Origin of the sequence: Aliivibrio fischeri ATCC 7744 = JCM 18803 = DSM 507 (genome assembly GCF_023983475.1) — a bacterium.
Lineage (GTDB): Bacteria > Pseudomonadota > Gammaproteobacteria > Enterobacterales > Vibrionaceae > Aliivibrio > Aliivibrio fischeri.
The window spans coordinates 2,027,271-2,047,634 of record NZ_CP092712.1; the positions used below are offsets into that span (position 1 = coordinate 2,027,271).

The window sequence follows — 20,364 nt, forward strand, 5'->3', positions numbered from 1 at the left end:
CAATCTTAATAATGCAGGCCATTTCTTTATATGATGCTATAACTCAAACTTAATTAAAAAGTCCTTTAAGTAATTTATTTGCTGCATCTTTTACTTTTTCATCTTTAATCTTATCGCCATATTTTTCTTCTAGCTTCTCAATACCACGATCAATTTCCTTTTGTGCCTTTTGTTTCATCACATCATCGAATTCAAGTTTATATTTAGGATTTGTCCAAGATCCCGTTACTCGAATTGGAATCGTCACATCTTTTAGATCGTCAATATCCTTACCGCCCTGCCCCTTCAATGTACCCACAATAGATGTTTTAATCAGCATGTTTGCTGTTTCATTCACATAATGTGCAGAACCTTCGCCATGAATACGAAGCAAAGGAGAGACCATCTTAATATTTTTAGTTGTTGCATTACCGTTTGCTAGATAAAAGTCAGCAGTAAGGGCACTGAAGTCTGTTTTTTCAGCTTCTTCGCTTCCTTTAACCTTTTCACCTTTAATTTTTGCATAAGTAGTGCGGATTAATAACGGAATGTTAATACCATTTACAGCACCATCAGCAAAGTTAATCGAAGCTTTCCCTTTAAGGTTTTGCTTAAGTGCTGTTGGTTTTAAACTTTTTCCTGATGCATTAATTGCTATATTACCAGTACCTTCTATAAGACTTTCACCCATAACATCCGTTAATAAAGGCGCAACTTTTACTCCTTTAATCGTCTGTTTAACGCTATAAGTCGGTACTGATTTTCGAGCATCAAGCGTTGCCGTCATATCAATTCCACCACTGTATAAATCAGAATGAAATTTCGTTAATTTCAATACACCACGATTAACAGAGAACACAGACGTCACATTCTGCATTTTTGCGTTATTCGCTTTAAATTTATCAATAATGATTGAACCCGCAACATCTAACGTTTTCAATGCACTTAAGTCAGGTTCCACTTCTTTTACTGGTGTAGATGATGCTTTTGTTGATGTATTTGAATCTACTGTTTTAGATGACTCATCTTTTGGTAACGTTGCTAGTAAAGCATCAACATCAATACTTGGGCTACGTAGATCAAAGCGAACTTTAGGAATATCATTTAATTGAACGCTCAGCTTACCAGTAAAATCGGTATCGACCGCTGATAAAGCAAGCTTGTCTATCTTCAAGAACGATTTGTTTAGATCAAAGGAACTATTAAATCCAATAACAGCGGTCACATCTTCATTTGGAATGCCTTTTCCCTTCACATTGTTAGTACTTGTGAATTCTTTGATTTTAATTAGGTCTAACGCTTTTGGTACATAAAGAGCAAATGTTGAATTCGAATTAACCTCTAAATTATTTGCTTTACCTTTTGCTTTTAAAGCTAAATTAGCCCATTTATCAAAAGAAAATTGATCAATCGTAAAGGTAATATCATTAAATTTATTTACGGCATCAGCATACGAAGCATTAAATTCAACATTCTTAAATGAAGCATCATCTAGCGTTTCAGCTATATTAAGCTCTGTTTTACCTTTTAGTGCGACTTTTTGCTTACCTAAATCACCTTTTAAGTCAAAGTTTAACTCAGCCCACTGTCCCGGAATGAACTGTGAAAGAGATAAATTCATATCACTAAAGTGAATTTTTGAACCTGCTTTATCATCTTGGATAAGCACTTCAGCATTAGTTAAAGCAATACCTTGTAACGAGACTTTCCAGCCATTGAATTCTGTACTTGTTGCTGACGATGCTTCTGACTTAACGTCAGATTCTTCTGCTGGAGCAGTTGGATTATTATTTTCTACTTTTGGTGTTTCTTTTTTAGCAACAAGACCATCTAAATTAGTCACGCCATTCTTTAATGTATGTAACGTAAATGAAGCCCCATCCAAAGTAATAAGACCGATACTAACTTCATGTTGAAATAAAGGACGAACATTAAGATCAAGTATCGCATTATCGAATGAGACTAAGTTTGGCTCCACAAATCCTTCAGGGTTACTTAATGCCATCTTACCAATAGAGAAACCTACTGACGGAAAAAAACGCCATTCAATATCACCATCAATCGTTAATTGACGACCTGTTTGCGCTTCAACTTGTTCTGTTATCAACGGTTTAAATTCATTAGGGTTAACAAGTAACACTAATACCAATACGGCACCGATTACAGCAATAAACGGTATACTAATTAATAGGGCTATTTTCTTCACGGCCAAAATCCATCTAATTGTTCTTAAATAGTAACGATAGTGTTAAGTATGCCATCAGTTAAGCATAATAAACATGAGCTTATCGATAGTTATACATTGGAGTATAGCGAAATTATAAGGTATGAGACAAAAAAAAGGCCGACATAATTGCCGGCCCTTTTAAAGATAAATGTCTGTCTCGTCCTGAAATGTGTTTACACATTTAGGACTTTTATATGACAAATCAAGAAAAAACAAAGAATAAGCGAACTCAACGCGATTATTCATTAGGCTTTAAATTGCAGCTTGTTGCCGCTATAGAAAAAGGCGATATGACCTATAAGCAAGCTCAAAACATTTATGGCATTCAAGGTCGATCTACCGTACTTACTTGGTTAAGAAAACACGGTAAGATGGACTGGTCTCAATCACCTAAGATTATTATGCCTAAATCCCCGAAAGCGAAAGAATCGCCTGCACAAAAAATTAAACGTTTAGAGCGAGAGCTTGATGATGAAAGAATGCGTAATTTATTACTTAATGAAGTAGTGAATATCATGGACGCAGAACATGGTGCAGGCCTTAGAAAAAAGTATATTGCCAAGGAGCAAGAAGTCTTCAAAAGCAGAAAATGATCAGCTTAGAGCGAGCTAGTCAGCTACTTGGCATTACAAGACAATGTATATACCAACAAGAACGTAGAGCTCTGAAACGTGCCGTTGAACTTTCACCGGTTAAAAATATGGTGCAAGAAATTCGTCGATATATGCCTCGTATTGGAGGTAAAAAATTATATTTTTTACTTAAGCCCAAATTCATCACTCATGGCATAAAGTTAGGCAGAGATAACTTTTTTTCCTATTTAAGAAATGAGTGCTTATTAGTAAAACCTAAACGAAGTTATACAAAAACTACCTATAGTAAGCATTGGATGAAAAAACATCCTAATTTACTTAAAGAAGTAACACCTCAAGCATCTGAAGAGGTTTTTGTTAGTGATATCACTTACGTTCAATCACAAAAAGGTATTCATTATTTATCTTTAGTAACAGATGCTTATAGTCGAAAGATAATGGGATATGAATTAAGTGATGAAATGAAAGCTACTGATGTAGTCAAAGCTCTTGATATGGCGATAGATAGCCGTCAATATCAAAGGAGTACGATTCATCATTCAGACCGAGGATTACAGTATTGTTCAAAGGTTTATCAGGAAAAATTGAATAAAAATGATATTAAGCCATCAATGACGGATGGTTATGATTGCTATCAAAATGCATTAGCAGAGCGAATAAATGGGATACTTAAACAAGAGTTTCTTTTGTATGACTGTAAAGATTTAGAGGAGTTAAGGCATTTAGTTGAAGAATCTATTTTTATTTATAATGAAATGCGGCCACATTTAAGCTTGGGAATGAGTACACCAAATCAAGTACACAAAAAAGCCAAGTGCGTACGCACTTAGCTTTCAATTAAAAATCGTCAACGTATTTTAGGACGAGACAGTCTTACGCTTTTAATAAGCGTGAGATATGTGCTTTTAATACATCAATCGCAATGCGGTTTTTACCACCACGTGGGACAATGATGTCAGCGTGTTGCTTTGATGGATCAATGAATTGCATGAACATTGGACGTACTGTTTTTTGGTACTGTTCAAAAACAGATTCCATTGTACGACCACGCTCTTCTACATCACGTCGAGCACGACGAAGTAAACAGATGTCTAAAGGAGTATCCATAAATACACTTGCATGCATTAAATTACGTAAACGAGGATCTGTTAGTAATAAAATACCTTCAAGAATGATTACTTTCTTTGGAGTCATTACATCAACTTCAGAAGTACGCGTATGCTCTGTATAACTGTAAGTTGGAATATTAACCGCTTCACCACGCATCAATTGCTCTAAATGCTCACAAAGTAATTCGTGATCTAATGCATTTGGGTGATCGTAATTTGTTTTGACTCTTTCTTCCATGGTCAGGTGGCTTTGGTCCTTGTAGTAACTATCTTCAGTTATTACACCAATCTGATGATCGCCAACTTTTGCTCGTAGTTCATTATAAATTGTTGAAGCAATCAAGCTTTTACCTGAAGCTGATGCGCCTGCAATACCTACGATAATACAGTGATGATTACTGTTCTCTGACATAAAAGATACCTAAAAGTGTGCGATATACGGATATTTAATAAAACCGCCTGATTATAGGGATTACTAATGATACTTTCCAGCTCAAATTTCACTTAAGTGTGATCCTACAATGACTTGAACATTATTTGGTCAGGAATCACCTCTCCTTGCCAGTATAGTCGACTTGATACTTGTTCTGCCAAGTTAATATACAATTTACTGTGGGGACTTGTTGGATTTATAGCCACGCTAGGCGTCCCAGAATCCGTTTCACTTCGGATATCGATATGCAGTGGTAATTGAGCTAATAATGGGATCGAGTAACGTTGAGCCATAGTTAATGCGCCACCTGTTCCAAAAATTGCTTCTTGATGCCCACAATTAGAGCAAATATGAATACTCATGTTTTCTACCACACCAATAACAGGCACATCCACTTTCGTAAACATATTCACGCCTTTAATCGCATCAGTTAATGCTAGATCCTGTGGTGTAGTGACGATTACAGCTCCTGTCGTCGGCACCTGTTGAGACAGTGTAAGTTGAATATCACCAGTACCGGGTGGCATATCAATAATAAGATAATCCAAATCTGGCCACCATGTTTCATTAAGAAGTTGAGATAAAGCTTTAGATGCCATAGGACCGCGCCACACTGCCGCTTCGCCTTTCTCGACTAAATAACCTATCGAGTTACTGTATAATCCATGAGCCTCAATTGGCATCATTCTATTATTATCAACAATCGCAGGTTTCTTATCTTCAACCCCCAACATCAAAGGTACAGAAGGGCCGTATATATCTGCATCCAAAATACCAACACGAGCTCCTAAATGGTGTAGAGCTAATGCTAAATTCACAGCCGTCGTTGATTTACCGACCCCTCCTTTGCCTGAACTCACCGCAATGATATTTTTTACGCCTTTAACTGCTTGTTGATTTGTTTTTAAAGACGACGTTTTAGATGAGACGAATACAGAAAGGTCGGGCAGCGCCAACTCAAGCTTTTGTCCTTCTAACCAGTGGTTAAAATCAGTTTGTAGGCTCTTTGATACAAAAGGAAAAACAACATTAATATTTCCTGTTGCTTCAATCGATACCACATTTGAAATATCAGCCCAACCTTCACAAAGTTGCGAATGCGTAAACGTATTTAACCAATTTTTAATCTCTACCATCGTTTGAAATGCCATCTTCAATGCTCCACGGTTATTTTTACTCATCCTATCACTAATTGGACCCTTGATCCTCTATGCTTTCTAACTTGGTTCAGGTACTATTTATCTCTTAAATTTTCACCCATCACATTAAGCGAAAGAGAAGATATGGCTACAGATCCGAGAAAAATTCTGGTTACATGTGCCCTACCGTATGCAAACGGTTCAATCCACTTAGGCCACATGCTTGAGCATATCCAAGCGGATATCTGGGTTCGTTACCAACGTTTACGCGGCAACGACGTTAACTTTATTTGTGCAGATGATGCTCACGGCACACCAATCATGCTTAAAGCTCAACAGATGGGTATTTCTCCAGAAGAAATGATCGCAGCCGTTAGCGAAGAGCACCAAAAAGATTTCGCAGGCTTTGATATCAGCTTTGATAACTATCACAGCACTCACAGTGATGAAAACCGTGAATTAGCTTCTCACATCTACCTTGAGCTAAAGAAAAACGGCTTTATTACAAGTCGTACAATTTCTCAGCTGTTCGATCCTGAAAAAGAAATGTTCTTACCAGATCGCTTTGTAAAAGGTACATGCCCTAAATGTAAAGCAGAAGAGCAATACGGCGACAACTGTGACAACTGCGGCGAAACATACAGCCCAACAGATTTAATTAATCCAAAATCAGCCGTTTCTGGTGCGACTCCAGTAATGAAAGATTCTGAGCATTTCTTCTTTGATCTTCCTCAATTTGAAAGCATGCTTAAAGAATGGACTCGTTCAGGTTCTCTTCAAACTGAAACTGCAAACAAAATGCAAGAGTGGTTTGAATCAGGCTTACAGCAATGGGATATCTCTCGTGATGCACCATACTTTGGTTTTGAAATCCCTGGCGAAACAAATAAATTCTTCTACGTTTGGCTAGATGCTCCAATTGGTTACATGGGTTCATTCAAAAACCTATGTAATAAGCGTGACGATTTAAACTTTGATGAATACTGGAAGAAAGACAGCACAACTGAGCTTTATCACTTCATTGGTAAAGACATTGTTTACTTCCACAGTCTATTCTGGCCTGCAATGCTTGATGGCGCAGGTTTCCGTAAACCAAATAACGTATTCGTTCACGGTTACGTAACGGTTAACGGTGCGAAAATGTCTAAATCTAAAGGCACTTTCATTAAAGCTGGTACTTACTTAAATCACTTAGACCCTGAGTGCCTACGTTACTACTATGCAGCGAAACTAAACAGCCGTATTGATGATCTTGATTTAAACCTTGAAGATTTCACTCAACGTGTGAATTCTGACGTAGTAAACAAGATTGTTAACCTAGCTTCTCGTAACGCTGGTTTCATTACTAAACGCTTTGATGGCAAACTTGCAGATAACTTTGCAGAGCCTGAGCTTTACAATGAATTTATTGCAGCAGCTGATCGTATTGCTGAGCTATATGAAACTCGTGAATTTGGTCGTGCTATCCGTGAAATTACAGCACTAGCTGATAAAGCAAACCAATACATTGATGAGAAAGCACCTTGGGTTCTTGCAAAAGAAGAAGGTAAAGAGCAAGAGTTACAAGAAGTATCTTCTGTAGGCATTAACTTGTTCCGTGTACTTATGGCTTACTTAAAACCTGTAATGCCAGAACTTGCAGCTCGTACTGAAGCGTTCTTAAATGAAACACTAACGTGGGAAGGCGTTGCACAACCACTAGTTGCTCATGAGATCACTAAGTTTAAAGCATTATTTGCGCGTATTGATCCTAAGAAAGTTGAAGCTATGATTGAAGAGTCTAAAGAAGACGCTGCAATCGAAATGGCAGCAAAAGAAAAGGCAGAAGCGGAAAAAGAAAAAGCAAGTCAAACTGAGCTAGATAAAGATCCAATCGCAGATGAGATTGAGTTCGATGCATTCGAAGCGGTTGATATGCGTATTGCACGTATTATCTCTTGTGAGGAAGTACCAAAGGCAAACAAACTGCTTAAATTCCAACTAGACATCGGTGGCGAAACTCGTCAAGTATTCTCTGGTATTAAATCAGCATACAAACCTGAAGAGCTAGAAGGCAAGCTAACTGTTATGGTTGCCAACCTAAAACCTCGTAAAATGAAGTTTGGTATGTCTGAAGGCATGATCCTAGCTGCAGGCCCTGGTGGTAAAGATCTTTGGATTTTAGAACCACACGAAGGTGCTCAACCTGGTATGCGTGTAATGTAATTCTTCTTTTTAGAAGATAATACCAATCGTAGTAAATCAATTACTTACTGTGATTGGTATAACTTACAAACAAAAATAGAGACCCAATGGTCTCTATTTTTTTATGTTTTAATAATATTATCAGTTATAAAACAGAAGCGAGAGAAAGATTAATCTCATTAAGGACCTGTGATGGATTCTCCGCTTGTGTAATCGGACGACCTATAACTAGGTAGTCAGAACCTGCTGTAATCGCATCTACTGGCGTCATAATACGCTTTTGGTCACCAACATCAGCACCTGCTGGACGAATTCCTGGTGTTACTAACTGGAACTCTTTACCTAAATCAGCTTTTAGCATTGATGCCTCTTGAGCTGAACATACGACACCATCTAAACCGCTGTTTTTCGTTAATGCCGCTAAACGTTTTACTTGTTCTTGTGGTGCTATGTCTAGACCAATGCCAGCTAAGTCTTGCTGCTCCATGCTCGTTAACACCGTCACACCAATTAATAATGGACGGTCACTACCATAAGGTTCTAATATTTCACGCGAGGCACTCATCATACGCTCACCACCACTCGCATGAACGTTAACCATCCATACACCCATTTCAGCTGCCGCTCTTACCGCTTTTGAACAGGTATTTGGAATATCATGAAACTTTAAATCTAGAAAAACAGAAAAACCACGTTTATGAAGTTCTTTAACAAACTCAGGGCCAAATAAAGTAAACATCTCTTTGCCTACTTTTAAACGACATGAACTTGGATCAATTTTATCAACAAACGTTAACGCATCTGCTTGATTATCATAATCCAGTGCCACGATCACCTTTTGGTCTTTCATTTTCTCTCCTTTAAAAATTTATACCAATCCCATCAATTCATCATGAGGATTAGTCGTACTCACGGTCTTTTCTTACATTCAAAAAAAGAGGCACTCAGAGCGCCTCTTCAATTATTCACCATCTAAACCTCTAATAGGCTTAATCACTCCCCATCCTTTACAAGATGGACATTGCCAAAACAATCGATGAGCAGAGAAACCACACTTACTGCAGCGGTAATTAGGTTTCATTTTCAATTGCTCGCCTACTAGGGTTTGCAAACTAGTTAAACTTGCTTTCGCCCTACCATCTTCAGCTTCATCGGTATGGTAGCCCATGAGACGATAGAAGCCTTTCATTGTCGGATTCTTAAGAAGCTGTTTAGTCATATACCCTTGAGCTAAAGCGACACCTTCATGCTTGGCAATCAAATTTGAAAGCATCAATTCAGCACTAGCACCTGCTCCTTTTGAAATCGCTTCTTTTAAAAATTGAAGTAATGCGCCTTCTCTGTCTAGTTTTTCATAACATTCAGCAAGCAATGGTAATGCTTCACTGACAAAATCAATGTCTTGATCCAGTACTGACTCAAGGTGAGCAAGAGCACTTTTGTAATTCTCTTCTTCCATAAGAAGTTTCGCCATCATAATAGAGGCTCGTACACATTGATTATCAGAAGATAAGGCTTTTTTAAGATTCTGTTTTGCTTTGTTCAAATTCTCATCTGCAAGCTCTTGCATTGCGAGTTCACAGTAATAGTGAGCAATATCAAGCTTGAGCTTTTTACGACCCATACGAACCAAACTGTTCGCAAATTGAATCGCTTGCTCCCACTCTCGAGTCTGTTGATGAATAGCAACTAATTGCAGTAAAGCGGCCTCTCTGTGATCAGGCTCTTCAAGCAGCTGCTCAAATATTTTTTCAGCACGATCAAGAATACCTGAAACCATATAATCTTTTGCTAACTGCTGTAAGGCTATATTTCGTTGGTCTATCGTAAGGTTCGGACGTGCGATGAGGTTTTGATGAATTTTGATGGCGCGATCGACTTCACCTCTTCGTCTAAAAAGGTTACCTAATGCAAGGTGGGTGTCTATGGTATCGCTATCTACTTGAAGTAATTCTATGAAATGATCGACTGCTTTATCTGATTGATCAGACAGCAATAGATTCAAACCCGCCACGTATTGACGTGACAGGTGATTCGTTTCTTTTTGGCGTTGTTGTCTCGCACTCCTATTACCCATATACCAGCCATAACCGGCAGCAATAGGTAATAATAGGAATAGCAGTTCTAACATTCAGTCACTACCCTTTCGTTGACTCAATTCGCAACTTATCAAGCTCAGCCGTTTTTTTATCTAAGCGTTTGCGAAGGCGGCGTTGAGTCATGCTCGCTTTTAGATACATGCTGCCACAAATTAACCAGCCTAAACCAAAGCCAGTTGCAAAGAAAATACCCAATAATGTGGACAGTTGAAAATCACCTTGAGCTAACAGGTAATTAAAATTAACAATAGCTTGATTCTGTGCACCAATAGCCAGTGAGATCAAAAATAAAACAAGTAATAAAATGGCAACGATAATTTTCACTGGTATTCCCTCCAGTTAATTGAGTATCTAAAAGTTTTTATTTTACAGCTCTAAAGATACACCTAAATGCATTGAAAATGAACATAAAAAAACGGCATACTCAAAAGTATGCCGTTTTTGTATGCCAATTAGCATTAGCTATAATTCACACGTTCACGCAGTTCTTTACCTGGTTTAAAGTGTGGAACGAACTTACCGTCCAGCTCTACCTTATCACCAGTTTTAGGATTACGACCTAAACGTGGCTCTCGATAGTGTAGAGAAAAACTACCAAAACCACGAATCTCTATACGATCACCGCCTTCTAGCGTTGTTGCCATCTGCTCAAGGATTTCCTTGACTGTATCTTCCACCTGCTTAGCAGAAAGTTGAGGCTTTTTACTACACAGTTGTTCAATCAGTTCAGATTTTGTCATAAATGACCTCTCTTACGTTATCGAAAGAAAAGGGAGCAATGTTGCTCCCTTCTAATTTACTTATTCGCCTTTAGCTGCTTTGAAAGCGTCAGCCATTGCGTTACCGAAACCACCGTCTTCAGACTTAGTGTTCAGTGAAGCCATTGCTTCTTGCTCGTCAGCTTCATCTTTAGCTTTGATAGATAGGTTAACTACGCGGTTCTTACGGTCTACACCAGTGAACTTCGCTTCAACGCTATCGCCAACGCTTAGGATTAGAGATGCATCTTCAACACGGTCACGAGATAGCTCAGAAGTACGGATGTAACCTTCTACGCTGTCTGCAAGAGTGATTGTAGCGCCTTTAGCGTCAACAGCTGAAACAGTACCGTTTACTAGAGTACCTTTCTTGTTGTCTGCTAGGTAGTTGTTAAATGGGTCTTCTTCCATTTGTTTAACACCTAGAGAAATACGCTCACGCTCTGCATCTACTGCTAGAACAACAGCAGAGATTTCGTCGCCTTTCTTGTACTCACGTACCGCGTCTTCACCTGTAGCATTCCAAGAAATGTCAGATAGGTGAACTAGACCGTCGATGCCGCCGTCAAGACCGATGAAGATACCAAAGTCAGTGATAGATTTGATCTTACCAGTAACTTTGTCGCCTTTAGCTTGCGCTTCAGCGAATGTCTGCCATGGGTTAGCTTTACATTGTTTTAGACCTAGAGAGATACGACGACGTTCTTCGTCAATCTCAAGAACCATAACCTCAACTTCGTCGCCTACGTTAACAACTTTAGAAGGGTGGATGTTCTTGTTAGTCCAATCCATTTCAGAAACGTGTACTAGACCTTCAACGCCTTCTTCGATTTCAACGAAGCAGCCGTAGTCAGTTAGGTTAGTAACACGACCAGAAAGCTTGTGACCTTCTGGGTAACGCTTAGCGATAGCTACCCATGGATCTTCGCCTAGTTGCTTAAGACCTAGAGAAACGCGAGTGCGCTCACGATCGAACTTAAGAACTTTAACGTTGATCTCGTCACCAACATTTACGATCTCAGATGGGTGTTTAACACGTTTCCAAGCCATATCTGTGATGTGTAGTAGACCGTCTACGCCACCTAGGTCAACGAATGCACCGTAGTCAGTAAGGTTCTTAACGATACCTTTAACTTCCATGCCTTCTTGTAGAGAAGCAAGTAGCTCATCACGTTCAACACTGTTTTCAGACTCGATAACAGCACGACGTGAAACAACAACGTTGTTACGTTTTTGGTCAAGCTTGATTACTTTGAACTCTAGCTCTTTGCCTTCAAGGTGAAGAGTGTCACGTACTGGACGTACATCAACAAGAGAACCAGGTAGGAATGCACGGATACCGTTAAGTTCAACTGTGAAGCCGCCTTTAACTTTACCGTTGATAACACCCATAACTGTTTCAGCATCTTCGTATGCTTTTTCAAGTTGGATCCACGCTTCGTGACGCTTCGCTTTCTCACGAGAAAGTTGAGTTTCACCGAAACCGTCTTCAACAGCGTCAAGAGCAACGTCTACTTCAGAACCAACTTCAACTTCAAGTTCGCCAGCAGCGTTCTTGAATTGTTCAGCTGGGATAGCTGCTTCAGACTTAAGGCCAGCGTCAACAAGAACGAAACCGTTCTCGATAGCTACTACAGTACCTTTAACGATGCTGCCTTGTTGGAATTCAGTTTCATTTAGAAACTCTTCAAAGAGTTGAGCAAAAGATTCAGTCATTATTTGATCTTCAAATTTAAACGTCCATGGGTATCCTACCGCATGGGGTTGATAGTAAGGTTAGTTATCATCCTTGCAACTAACTAAGTTTAATATTATAGCTTAGATTCAATAAAAGTAATGGCTTGCGCGACAACTTCTTCAATATTCATTGACGTTGAATCTAGAACTAAAGCGTCTTCCGCAGGACGTAATGGTGCGACAGCGCGATTGCGGTCTCGATCATCACGTTCTTGAATTTCGCTTAAAAGACGGTCAAATTTAACATCTAACCCCTTCTGTTGCAACTGCTTCATTCGGCGATTCGCACGTTCTTCAGCACTTGCATCTAAAAATATCTTAACTTCAGCGTTAGGGAACACAATAGTCCCCATATCTCGACCATCAGCAATCAAGCCAGGTTGAGCAGAAAACGCACGCTGACGACGTAATAAAGCTTCGCGAACTTGAGGTAACGCAGCAACTTTAGATGCAGCCATACCAGTTTCTTCTTTACGAAGTTCTGCAGATACGTCTTCACCTTCAAGGATTACTTTAACCAATTCACCTTCAGCTTTGAATTGCACATCCAAATTGGCCGCTAAAGGAACTAGTGCATCTTCTGAATTAAGATCAACACCATGGTGAATAGCAGCCAATGCTAGCACTCGGTAAATAGCGCCAGAGTCTAATAAATTATAACCTAGCTTTTCTGCAAGTAACATGCACAACGTGCCTTTACCTGCTCCACTTGGACCATCAACAGTAACGACTGGTGAATGAGTAGTCATGGAGTTCTCCAATTAATTATTGTGATTGGTTTCTACGGGCAGCATTATACCCAAGTAAGATTATTTATATACTCTTGATTATGAAAAACTAAAAAAGCTCTGAATTTTGATACAGAGCTTTCATTGAATATAAGGTAATAATTTAAAATACAATCAATTAGCAGCTTAATTCTTTTAATTTATCAAAATAATCAGGGAATGTTTTCGATGTACAACCTGGATCATTAATCGTTACAGGAGTATCACTCAATGCAACTAAAGAAAAACACATCGCCATGCGGTGGTCATCATAAGTATCAATCGATGCATGTTGTAATGAAGCTGGCGGTGTAATCGTAATATAATCTTCCCCCTCCTCAACTACTGCACCCACTTTTCTTAACTCAGTTGCCATCGCAGCTAAACGATCAGTTTCTTTTACTCGCCAATTGTATACGTTACGAATCGAGGTTGTTCCTTTTGCAAATAACGCAGCGGTTGCAATTGTCATTGCTGCATCAGGAATATGGTTGAAATCCATATCAATGGCATTAAGCTCACCTTTTCGAGCGATAACATAATCATCGCCCCATTCAATTTCAGTCCCCATTGCAGCTAATGCATCTGCAAATTGAACATCACCTTGAATACTCTTTTTACCAATACCTGTTACTTTTACTTCACCGCCCTTAATTGCAGCAGCAGCAAGAAAATATGATGCCGATGAAGCATCACCTTCCACAAGAAAGTCACCAGGAGCTACATAATTTTGATTAGCAGGAACTACAAACGTTTGATAGTTCTGATTCTCAATTTTCACACCAAATGTTGCCATTATATCTAATGTGATATCAATGTAAGGTTTTGATACTAAATCACCAACAATCTTAATCGTTGTTTCTTGTGTAGATAATGGTGCAGCCATTAAAAACGCAGTAAGAAATTGGCTAGAGATCGAACCATCAATTTCCACAGTTCCACCATGTAGGCCGGTACCTTTAATTTTTAACGGTGGATAATTTTCATTTTCTAAATATTCTACATCTGCTCCAGCAGCTTTAAGAGCTGTTACAAGGTGACCGATTGGTCGCTCTTTCATGCGAGGTTCACCCGTTAGAACAAACTCACCTTGGCCTAAACATAGTGCTGCAGCCAATGGTCGCATCGCCGTGCCAGCATTGCCTAAGAAAAGCTCTAATGCTTCATTAGGTTCAAACGCTCGTCCTAATCCTGTTACTTCGCATTCTGTTTTATCTGCTGATAATTTATATTCAACGCCCAATGCTTTAAGCGCATTCAACATATGACGAATATCATCACTATCTAATAGATTCGTTAATTTTGTAGTTCCTGAAGCTAACGCAGCTAGAAGTAACGCTCGGTTTGATACACTTTTTGAACCAGGTAGATTGATTTGTCCATCAATTTTAGAGATAGGTTGAAGAGTTAAGCTTTCCATGTTTGTGTAAAAATTCCTGTACAAATAAATAATAATGTCATGATTAATTTTTCATGACTGCTTCAGCTTTAATTGTTATTTTTTGTTATTCTTCATACTTTCAGAGTAACGAAAACCAACGCGATGTACCAGAGGCAATATCGTCTCTTTGACCTAAAAATAATGAATAGTGATTTCTTTTATCTATGACTATCTATTTACCTGAGCTTATTCCATCTCATTCAACCGTTTTTCCTAATATAGAAAACGCATTAAATAACCCTGATGGTTTACTCATAATGGGTGGAGACTTATCCTCTGCGCAGCTGATCAGTGCATACCAGCATGGTATTTTTCCATGGTACAGTGATGGTGATCCTATCCTATGGTGGAGTCCAAGCGTTCGAGGCGTATTTTTTCCTGAGCAATTTTCTCCATCTAAAAGCTTAAAAAAGTTCTTCAGAAAATCGAACTACAACGTAACTCTTAACAAAGCCACTTACCAAGTTATTGACCTTTGTGCATCAACCAGACCAAAAGAAGAAACATGGATAATGCCGGAAATGATCAAAGCTTATAAAACATTGGTTGATCTTGGTTATTGCCATTCTGTTGAAGTATGGAATGACAATGAGTTAATTGGTGGGTTATATGGATTACAAATAGGCCAAGTTTTTTGTGGTGAGTCTATGTTTTCATTGCAAACTAATGCATCAAAAATTGCGTTATGGAAATTTTGTGAGCACTTTGTATCATCTAATGGAAAGCTTATCGACTGCCAAATGATGAACCCTCATTTAGAAAGTCTTGGAGCTCAAGAAATGAAACGAAGTGACTTCAAAACATTACTTGAAGAACTGCATGTAAAACCAACATCATCTGACTGCTATTTAGCTCAAACTTTAGGGGGTAGTTCATTTTCATGAGTCAATATTCACTTCAAGTTGGTTTAACACCCGAGGGGCCTTGCAGCTACCTACCAGAACAAAAAGAACGATTAGCCGTTGTAATGGAACAAGAATTACACACAACGTTAGGTTATCAAGCCCTAATTCGTCTTGGTTTTCGTCGAAGTGGTGAAACCATCTATAAACCAATGTGTGAGCATTGTGATGCTTGTAAGCCACTAAGAATTAATGCAAATCAATTTAAACCAAGCAAAAGTCAAAAAAGATTACTAAATAAACTCTCTTCTTTGCGATGGGAGCTAAAATCAGAAATGGATGAAAATTGGTTCGAGTTGTATGAGCGTTATATTAATGCTCGTCATCAAACAGGTAGCATGTACCCTGCAAATCAAAAACAATTTTTCGAGTTTTCACATACAAACTGGCTAACGAATCAGTTCTTGCATATTTATGAAAACGAAACTCTAGTAGCCATTGCTGTTAGTGATATTCTAACTGACTCTATCAGCGCTATGTATACCTTTTTTGAGCCAGAACACCCTCTATCTCTAGGGACGATCTCCGTTCTCATTCAGCTAAAATTATGCAAAGAGTTATCTAAAGAGTGGCTTTACCCTGGTTATCAAATAGACGATTGCCCAGCAATGAAGTATAAAGATCAATATAAACCGAACCAAAAGCTAGTAAATATGGTCTGGCAGGGTTAAAATGCAGCCCAAACTTTACATACATCATTTTTAAGGGCATTATTAGCCGCTTAAAAATCAGCCAAAGCTATCTATATAAAGAGGATTCAATGGCAAAAGAAGACGCAATTGAACTGCAAGGCACAGTTCTAGATACACTACCAAACACAATGTTTCGCGTAGAATTAGAAAACGGTCACGTTGTTACTGCTCATATCTCAGGTAAAATGCGTAAAAACTACATCCGTATTCTTACTGGTGACAAAGTAACAGTTGAAATGACTCCTTATGATTTATCTAAAGGCCGTATCGTCTTCCGTGCGCGTTAATTTGTCATTCTATTAGTTTAACGCTTTAAACTAATAAAAAAACAATAACAAAAACCCAGTCAATGACTGGGTTTTTTATTAGCTTTTAAAACAAGCTAGCTAATAGCAATAGAATTGGTTTATTAATGAACCGCTTCAGTTTCACTCGTAAATTCAAATACAAGCTCATCCTTCTTAAGTTTCACTCGTACCGTACCGCCATCAACCAAATCACCAAACAATAATTCATTTGCCATTGGTTTTTTAAGGTTTTCTTGAATAACTCGCGCCATTGGACGTGCACCCATCGCTTTGTCATAGCCTTTTTCAGCAAGCCATGCTTTTGCTTCTTTGGATACTTCCATTGATACACCACGAGCATCTAACTGTGCTTGTAGCTCTGCAATGAATTTCTCAACAACCAGTGAAATGACATCTTTACTTAGATGCTCAAACCAAATGATATTATCCAAACGGTTTCTGAATTCAGGCGTAAATACTTTTTTAATTGCCGCCATTGCATCAGTAGAGTGATCTTGTTGAATTAGACCAATCGATTTTTTAACCGTCTCTTGAACACCCGCATTGGTCGTCATAACAAAAATTACGTTACGGAAATCCGCTTTACGTCCATTGTTATCTGTCAACGTACCATTATCCATTACTTGTAGCAGCAGGTTAAAGATATCTGGGTGCGCTTTTTCAAGTTCATCAAGAAGAACAACAGAGTGTGGGTGTTTAATTACCGCATCCGTTAATAGACCACCTTGCTCGTAACCAACATAACCCGGAGGCGCACCAATTAAGCGGCTAACAGTATGCTGCTCACCATATTCAGACATATCAAAACGCAGTAATTCAATACCTAAAGCTTTGGCTAATTGAACTGTGACTTCCGTTTTACCAACACCAGTAGGACCAGCAAATAAGAATGAACCCACTGGTTTATTCTCTGCACCAAGACCAGCACGACTTAATTTAATTGCTTCACATAGTGCATCGATACCCTGATCTTGCCCAAATACCAGCATTTTCAGTTTGTCATCGAGTTTTTTCAGAACATCTTTATCACTTGAGGATACAGATTTTTCTGGGATTCGAGCCATTTTAGCGACCATGGATTCAATATCAGCAACATTGATGGTCTTTTTACGACGACTCGCAGGTGTTAAACGACAACGGGCACCGGCTTCATCAATAACGTCAATCGCTTTATCTGGAAGGTGGCGTTCATTAATGTATTTAGCTGATAGCTCTACCGCAGCACGAAGTGCTTTATTGGTATAACGAACTTCATGATGTTCTTCATACTTACTTTTCAAACCGATCAGAATTTTTGTCGTATCGTCTAAAGATGGTTCTAAAATATCAATCTTTTGGAAACGACGAGCTAATGCACGCTCTTTTTCAAAAATAGTGCTGTGCTCTTGATAAGTCGTTGAACCAATACAACGTAATTTACCACTACTTAATAACGGTTTAATTAAATTAGCTGCATCCACTTGACCACCAGAAGCAGCACCCGCCCCTATAATCGTGTGAATTTCATCAATAAATAAAACCGCATGCTCTTCTTTTTCAAGCTGTTTTAAAATCGCTTTAAAACGTTTTTCAAAATCACCACGGTATTTAGTGCCAGCAAGTAATGAACCAATATCCAGAGAATAAATAATACAATCTTTAATGACATCAGGAACTTGTTCTTCAACAATACGCCAAGCAAGACCTTCTGCAATCGCCGTTTTACCAACACCAGCTTCACCCACTAATAATGGGTTATTTTTGCGACGACGACACAGTACTTGAATGGTTCGCTCAAGCTCTTGATCACGTCCAATAAGCGGATCAATACCACCATTTTTAGCAACTTGATTTAAGTTAGTAGCAAAACTCTCTAACTTATCTTCAGCGTTAGCCTCAACCGCCGCTTCAACATTATTTGGTTCGCTATTCTCATCTCGATTTTCTGGAGCACCATGGGAGATAAAGTTAACGATATCTAAACGGCTAATATCATTCTTTTTAAGGAGATATGCTGCATGCGATTCTTGCTCACTAAAAATAGCAACCAATACGTTGGCACCAGTAACTTCACTTCGACCAGATGATTGAACATGAAAAACTGCTCGTTGTAATACACGCTGAAAGCTAAGCGTAGGCTGAGTTTCACGACTTTCATCGTCCAGAGGAATTAATGGGGTTGTCTGTGTAATAAATTCGTCGATTTCAGTTGCCAAGGCATCTAAATCAGTATGACAAGCAATAAGCGCTTCGTGAGCTGATGGGTTCTCCAGCAGAGCGAATAGCAAGTGCTCTACTGTCATGAATTCATGACGCTTTTCTCGCGCACGAGCAAACGCTGTGTTCAAACTCGCTTCTAATTCTTTGTTTAGCATAGGAACCTCCCAAAACACCAATTTATGGTGTAACGAACAAACTTACGCTTGCTCCATTGTACACAGCAGCGGGTGCTCATTATCACGCGAGTAAGTATTCACTTGCGCAACTTTAGTTTCAGCAACTTCAGCAGTGAACGTCCCACATACTGCTTTCCCTTCATAATGCACTGTTAGCATTAATTGTGTTGCTTTTTCCAAATCCATGGAAAAAAATTTATCTAAAACTTCAACAACAAACTCCATTGGAGTGTAATCGTCATTATTTAAAACCACTTTATACATTGATGGCGGTCTTAACTCTGTTTTCTCTTGCTCCAAAACATCTGAATCAGGAGAAATCCATTCATATAGTTTACTCATGTCGACAACTAAATTAGTAAAAAAATAATCTGATACTTCAAGGTATCCCCTTAATACTCAGACTAATCTAGACGAGAGATTACATCAAACAAAAGATACTATTTTAAAGTCTTTATCACTTATTTTTTAGTTAATTGAATAGAAAACCATCGAAACAATAAATAAAGAATAGAGCCTTTTGCTCATGTTCTCCACTATATTTATCAATCTGATATTACTGATAAATATGTTAATCTTAAATGTGATATTGAGTATAAATGTTAAAAAAGTGACAACATTGTACTTGACTCACATTTTATATTTAATAGAGTGTACTTGTAGTGGTTATCAATTGAACAGATAAATGATTAATTCATAACCATTGTGCTAGGTAATTAAAATGCAGAGGGATGTATAGCATGGCAACAGGTACAGTAAAGTGGTTCAATAACGCCAAAGGGTTTGGCTTCATTTGTCCTGAAGGAGAAGATGGCGATATTTTTGCCCATTACTCCACCATTGAAATGGAGGGATATCGAACTCTAAAAGCAGGACAAGCCGTCACTTACGAAATCCACGAAGGCCCAAAAGGTTTTCACGCAAGTGAAATTAAATTACTCGAAGGTGAAAACGCAAAATAGCTGCTTTATTTTCAAGTTTATAAAAAAGGTGAGTCGACATGCTCACCTTTTTTGAACCAATCGTTCCAAAACCACTCCAATATTAATTCACTTCTGTTAGGGCCTATTTTGAAATATCTATTTACTTTTGTTCTACTTTTGACGCTAAACGGTTGTGTTACTGAAACACATCAAGAAAAAAGCACAGTAAACCTTGTGACAACAGGCGATATCAATACAGTAATAGCTGGACGAACTTTCTTTAGTTGGCACCCAGATATTAACGCCAACTACCTAAATAAAAAGTTAAATAAAAATGATACTGAAGAAAAATTCGTTCTTGCTTTAAAAAATGAATTAAAACAAAAAGGGTTTACTTACACGGATGATCTACAAAAAGCCGATTTTTATATTGGCTATGGTTTAGGTGTAGATACTAAGATCAGTGATGATCAAATTCTAAATAAAACAGGATTATCCGCTGGTATAGAACCACATGGCATCGATGAAAATGACAGTGATAAAGCCAGTGTTTTTATTGCAATCTATTTACCAACCCAACTGACGCCGCAATGGACAATATTAGCCCAAGGCTATACAGATAGTGAGCAAACAGGTGCAATGGACGAATTACTTCAGCTCATGTTTCATAGCTTAGAAGAGAAAAACTAAGCGTAAAA

General features: G+C 38.4%; 19 protein-coding genes. 7 read left to right on the top strand and 12 right to left on the bottom strand.

Annotation, left to right across the window (positions count from 1 at the left end; translation table 11 throughout):
• Nucleotides 1–49: 49 nt before the first annotated feature.
• Nucleotides 50–2,185 carry an AsmA family protein gene (locus tag AVFI_RS09325; RefSeq protein ID WP_188863431.1) on the bottom strand — a complete coding sequence of 712 codons (2,136 nt, stop codon included), beginning with the start codon at nt 2,183–2,185 and terminating at the stop codon, nt 50–52.
• Nucleotides 2,186–2,400: 215 nt separating this feature from the next.
• Here AVFI_RS09325 and AVFI_RS09330 point away from each other — a divergent pair.
• A protein-coding gene (locus AVFI_RS09330) for an IS3 family transposase (protein ID WP_408580437.1) occupies nt 2,401–3,629 on the top strand; the annotation gives its coding sequence in 2 pieces (ribosomal slippage) (nt 2,401–2,764 and nt 2,764–3,629; 1,230 coding nt in all).
• A gap of 43 nt (nt 3,630–3,672) precedes the next feature.
• Here the strand turns inward: AVFI_RS09330 and udk are convergent.
• A complete protein-coding gene (gene udk, locus AVFI_RS09335) occupies nt 3,673–4,320 on the bottom strand; it encodes a uridine kinase (RefSeq protein WP_005420153.1) in 648 nt (215 codons plus the stop codon).
• Between the two features lie 104 nt (nt 4,321–4,424).
• Complete coding sequence (gene apbC, locus AVFI_RS09340) at nt 4,425–5,492, bottom strand: iron-sulfur cluster carrier protein ApbC (protein WP_005420154.1); 1,068 nt, start codon at nt 5,490–5,492, stop codon at nt 4,425–4,427.
• Nucleotides 5,493–5,624: 132 nt separating this feature from the next.
• Between apbC and metG the strand changes: the two genes are divergently transcribed.
• Nucleotides 5,625–7,685, top strand: coding sequence for a methionine--tRNA ligase (gene metG / locus AVFI_RS09345; RefSeq protein ID WP_005420155.1), 2,061 nt, complete (start codon nt 5,625–5,627; stop codon nt 7,683–7,685).
• Between the two features lie 124 nt (nt 7,686–7,809).
• On the opposite strand, the gene pyrF is transcribed toward metG, so the two are convergent.
• The 7 genes from pyrF to aroA all read right to left on the bottom strand — a co-directional run bounded on the left by pyrF (nt 7,810) and on the right by aroA (nt 14,445).
• Nucleotides 7,810–8,514, bottom strand: a complete 705-nt coding sequence (pyrF, locus tag AVFI_RS09350; RefSeq protein WP_005420156.1) for an orotidine-5'-phosphate decarboxylase — start codon at nt 8,512–8,514, stop codon at nt 7,810–7,812.
• Nucleotides 8,515–8,625: 111 nt separating this feature from the next.
• Nucleotides 8,626–9,795: a lipopolysaccharide assembly protein LapB gene (gene lapB / locus AVFI_RS09355; protein WP_005420159.1), complete on the bottom strand. Its 1,170-nt coding sequence runs from the start codon at nt 9,793–9,795 to the stop codon at nt 8,626–8,628.
• 7 nt (nt 9,796–9,802) lie between these two features.
• Complete coding sequence (locus AVFI_RS09360; protein WP_005420160.1) at nt 9,803–10,087, bottom strand: LapA family protein; 285 nt, start codon at nt 10,085–10,087, stop codon at nt 9,803–9,805.
• A 134-nt stretch (nt 10,088–10,221) separates the two neighbouring features.
• On the bottom strand, nt 10,222–10,503 hold the full coding sequence (ihfB, locus tag AVFI_RS09365; protein ID WP_005420161.1) for an integration host factor subunit beta: 282 nt from the start codon (nt 10,501–10,503) through the stop codon (nt 10,222–10,224).
• Between the two features lie 60 nt (nt 10,504–10,563).
• Nucleotides 10,564–12,237: a 30S ribosomal protein S1 gene (gene rpsA / locus AVFI_RS09370; RefSeq protein WP_005420162.1), complete on the bottom strand. Its 1,674-nt coding sequence runs from the start codon at nt 12,235–12,237 to the stop codon at nt 10,564–10,566.
• A 95-nt stretch (nt 12,238–12,332) separates the two neighbouring features.
• Complete coding sequence (cmk, locus tag AVFI_RS09375; RefSeq protein WP_054776063.1) at nt 12,333–13,007, bottom strand: (d)CMP kinase; 675 nt, start codon at nt 13,005–13,007, stop codon at nt 12,333–12,335.
• A 157-nt stretch (nt 13,008–13,164) separates the two neighbouring features.
• Nucleotides 13,165–14,445 (bottom strand): 3-phosphoshikimate 1-carboxyvinyltransferase, encoded by a 1,281-nt coding sequence (aroA, locus tag AVFI_RS09380; RefSeq protein WP_054776062.1) that lies wholly within the window; start codon nt 14,443–14,445, stop codon nt 13,165–13,167.
• Between the two features lie 185 nt (nt 14,446–14,630).
• Between aroA and aat the strand changes: the two genes are divergently transcribed.
• The 3 genes from aat (at nt 14,631) to infA (ending at nt 16,347) form a co-directional block, all read left to right on the top strand.
• Nucleotides 14,631–15,350, top strand: coding sequence for a leucyl/phenylalanyl-tRNA--protein transferase (aat, locus tag AVFI_RS09385; RefSeq protein WP_012533114.1), 720 nt, complete (start codon nt 14,631–14,633; stop codon nt 15,348–15,350).
• Nucleotides 15,347–16,039, top strand: coding sequence for an arginyltransferase (locus tag AVFI_RS09390; RefSeq protein ID WP_188863841.1), 693 nt, complete (start codon nt 15,347–15,349; stop codon nt 16,037–16,039). Before aat ends, AVFI_RS09390 begins: the two co-directional genes overlap by 4 nt.
• 89 nt (nt 16,040–16,128) lie before the next feature.
• Nucleotides 16,129–16,347 (top strand): translation initiation factor IF-1, encoded by a 219-nt coding sequence (gene infA / locus AVFI_RS09395; protein WP_005420180.1) that lies wholly within the window; start codon nt 16,129–16,131, stop codon nt 16,345–16,347.
• A 122-nt stretch (nt 16,348–16,469) separates the two neighbouring features.
• Here the strand turns inward: infA and clpA are convergent, their stop codons facing one another.
• Both clpA and clpS read right to left on the bottom strand, forming a co-directional pair.
• On the bottom strand, nt 16,470–18,722 hold the full coding sequence (gene clpA, locus AVFI_RS09400) for an ATP-dependent Clp protease ATP-binding subunit ClpA (protein ID WP_012534340.1): 2,253 nt from the start codon (nt 18,720–18,722) through the stop codon (nt 16,470–16,472).
• Nucleotides 18,723–18,764: 42 nt separating this feature from the next.
• Nucleotides 18,765–19,085, bottom strand: a complete 321-nt coding sequence (gene clpS / locus AVFI_RS09405) for an ATP-dependent Clp protease adapter ClpS (protein WP_005420184.1) — start codon at nt 19,083–19,085, stop codon at nt 18,765–18,767.
• A gap of 398 nt (nt 19,086–19,483) precedes the next feature.
• Here clpS and cspD point away from each other — a divergent pair, with 398 nt between their 5' ends.
• Complete coding sequence (gene cspD / locus AVFI_RS09410; protein WP_005420186.1) at nt 19,484–19,705, top strand: cold shock domain-containing protein CspD; 222 nt, start codon at nt 19,484–19,486, stop codon at nt 19,703–19,705.
• 108 nt (nt 19,706–19,813) lie between these two features.
• A complete protein-coding gene (locus AVFI_RS09415) occupies nt 19,814–20,356 on the top strand; it encodes a DUF4136 domain-containing protein (protein ID WP_012533568.1) in 543 nt (180 codons plus the stop codon).
• The last annotated feature ends 8 nt before the right edge of the window (nt 20,357–20,364 follow it).

Coding starts and splice junctions, on each gene's coding strand:
- udk (WP_005420153.1), bottom strand. CDS start 4,320: ATGTCAGAGAACAGTAATCATCACTGTATTATCGTAGGTATTGCAGGC.
- apbC (WP_005420154.1), bottom strand. CDS start 5,492: ATGGCATTTCAAACGATGGTAGAGATTAAAAATTGGTTAAATACGTTT.
- metG (WP_005420155.1), top strand. CDS start 5,625: ATGGCTACAGATCCGAGAAAAATTCTGGTTACATGTGCCCTACCGTAT.
- pyrF (WP_005420156.1), bottom strand. CDS start 8,514: ATGAAAGACCAAAAGGTGATCGTGGCACTGGATTATGATAATCAAGCA.
- lapB (WP_005420159.1), bottom strand. CDS start 9,795: ATGTTAGAACTGCTATTCCTATTATTACCTATTGCTGCCGGTTATGGC.
- ihfB (WP_005420161.1), bottom strand. CDS start 10,503: ATGACAAAATCTGAACTGATTGAACAACTGTGTAGTAAAAAGCCTCAA.
- rpsA (WP_005420162.1), bottom strand. CDS start 12,237: ATGACTGAATCTTTTGCTCAACTCTTTGAAGAGTTTCTAAATGAAACT.
- cmk (WP_054776063.1), bottom strand. CDS start 13,007: ATGACTACTCATTCACCAGTCGTTACTGTTGATGGTCCAAGTGGAGCA.
- aroA (WP_054776062.1), bottom strand. CDS start 14,445: ATGGAAAGCTTAACTCTTCAACCTATCTCTAAAATTGATGGACAAATC.
- aat (WP_012533114.1), top strand. CDS start 14,631: ATGACTATCTATTTACCTGAGCTTATTCCATCTCATTCAACCGTTTTT.
- AVFI_RS09390 (WP_188863841.1), top strand. CDS start 15,347: ATGAGTCAATATTCACTTCAAGTTGGTTTAACACCCGAGGGGCCTTGC.
- infA (WP_005420180.1), top strand. CDS start 16,129: ATGGCAAAAGAAGACGCAATTGAACTGCAAGGCACAGTTCTAGATACA.
- clpA (WP_012534340.1), bottom strand. CDS start 18,722: ATGCTAAACAAAGAATTAGAAGCGAGTTTGAACACAGCGTTTGCTCGT.
- clpS (WP_005420184.1), bottom strand. CDS start 19,085: ATGAGTAAACTATATGAATGGATTTCTCCTGATTCAGATGTTTTGGAG.
- cspD (WP_005420186.1), top strand. CDS start 19,484: ATGGCAACAGGTACAGTAAAGTGGTTCAATAACGCCAAAGGGTTTGGC.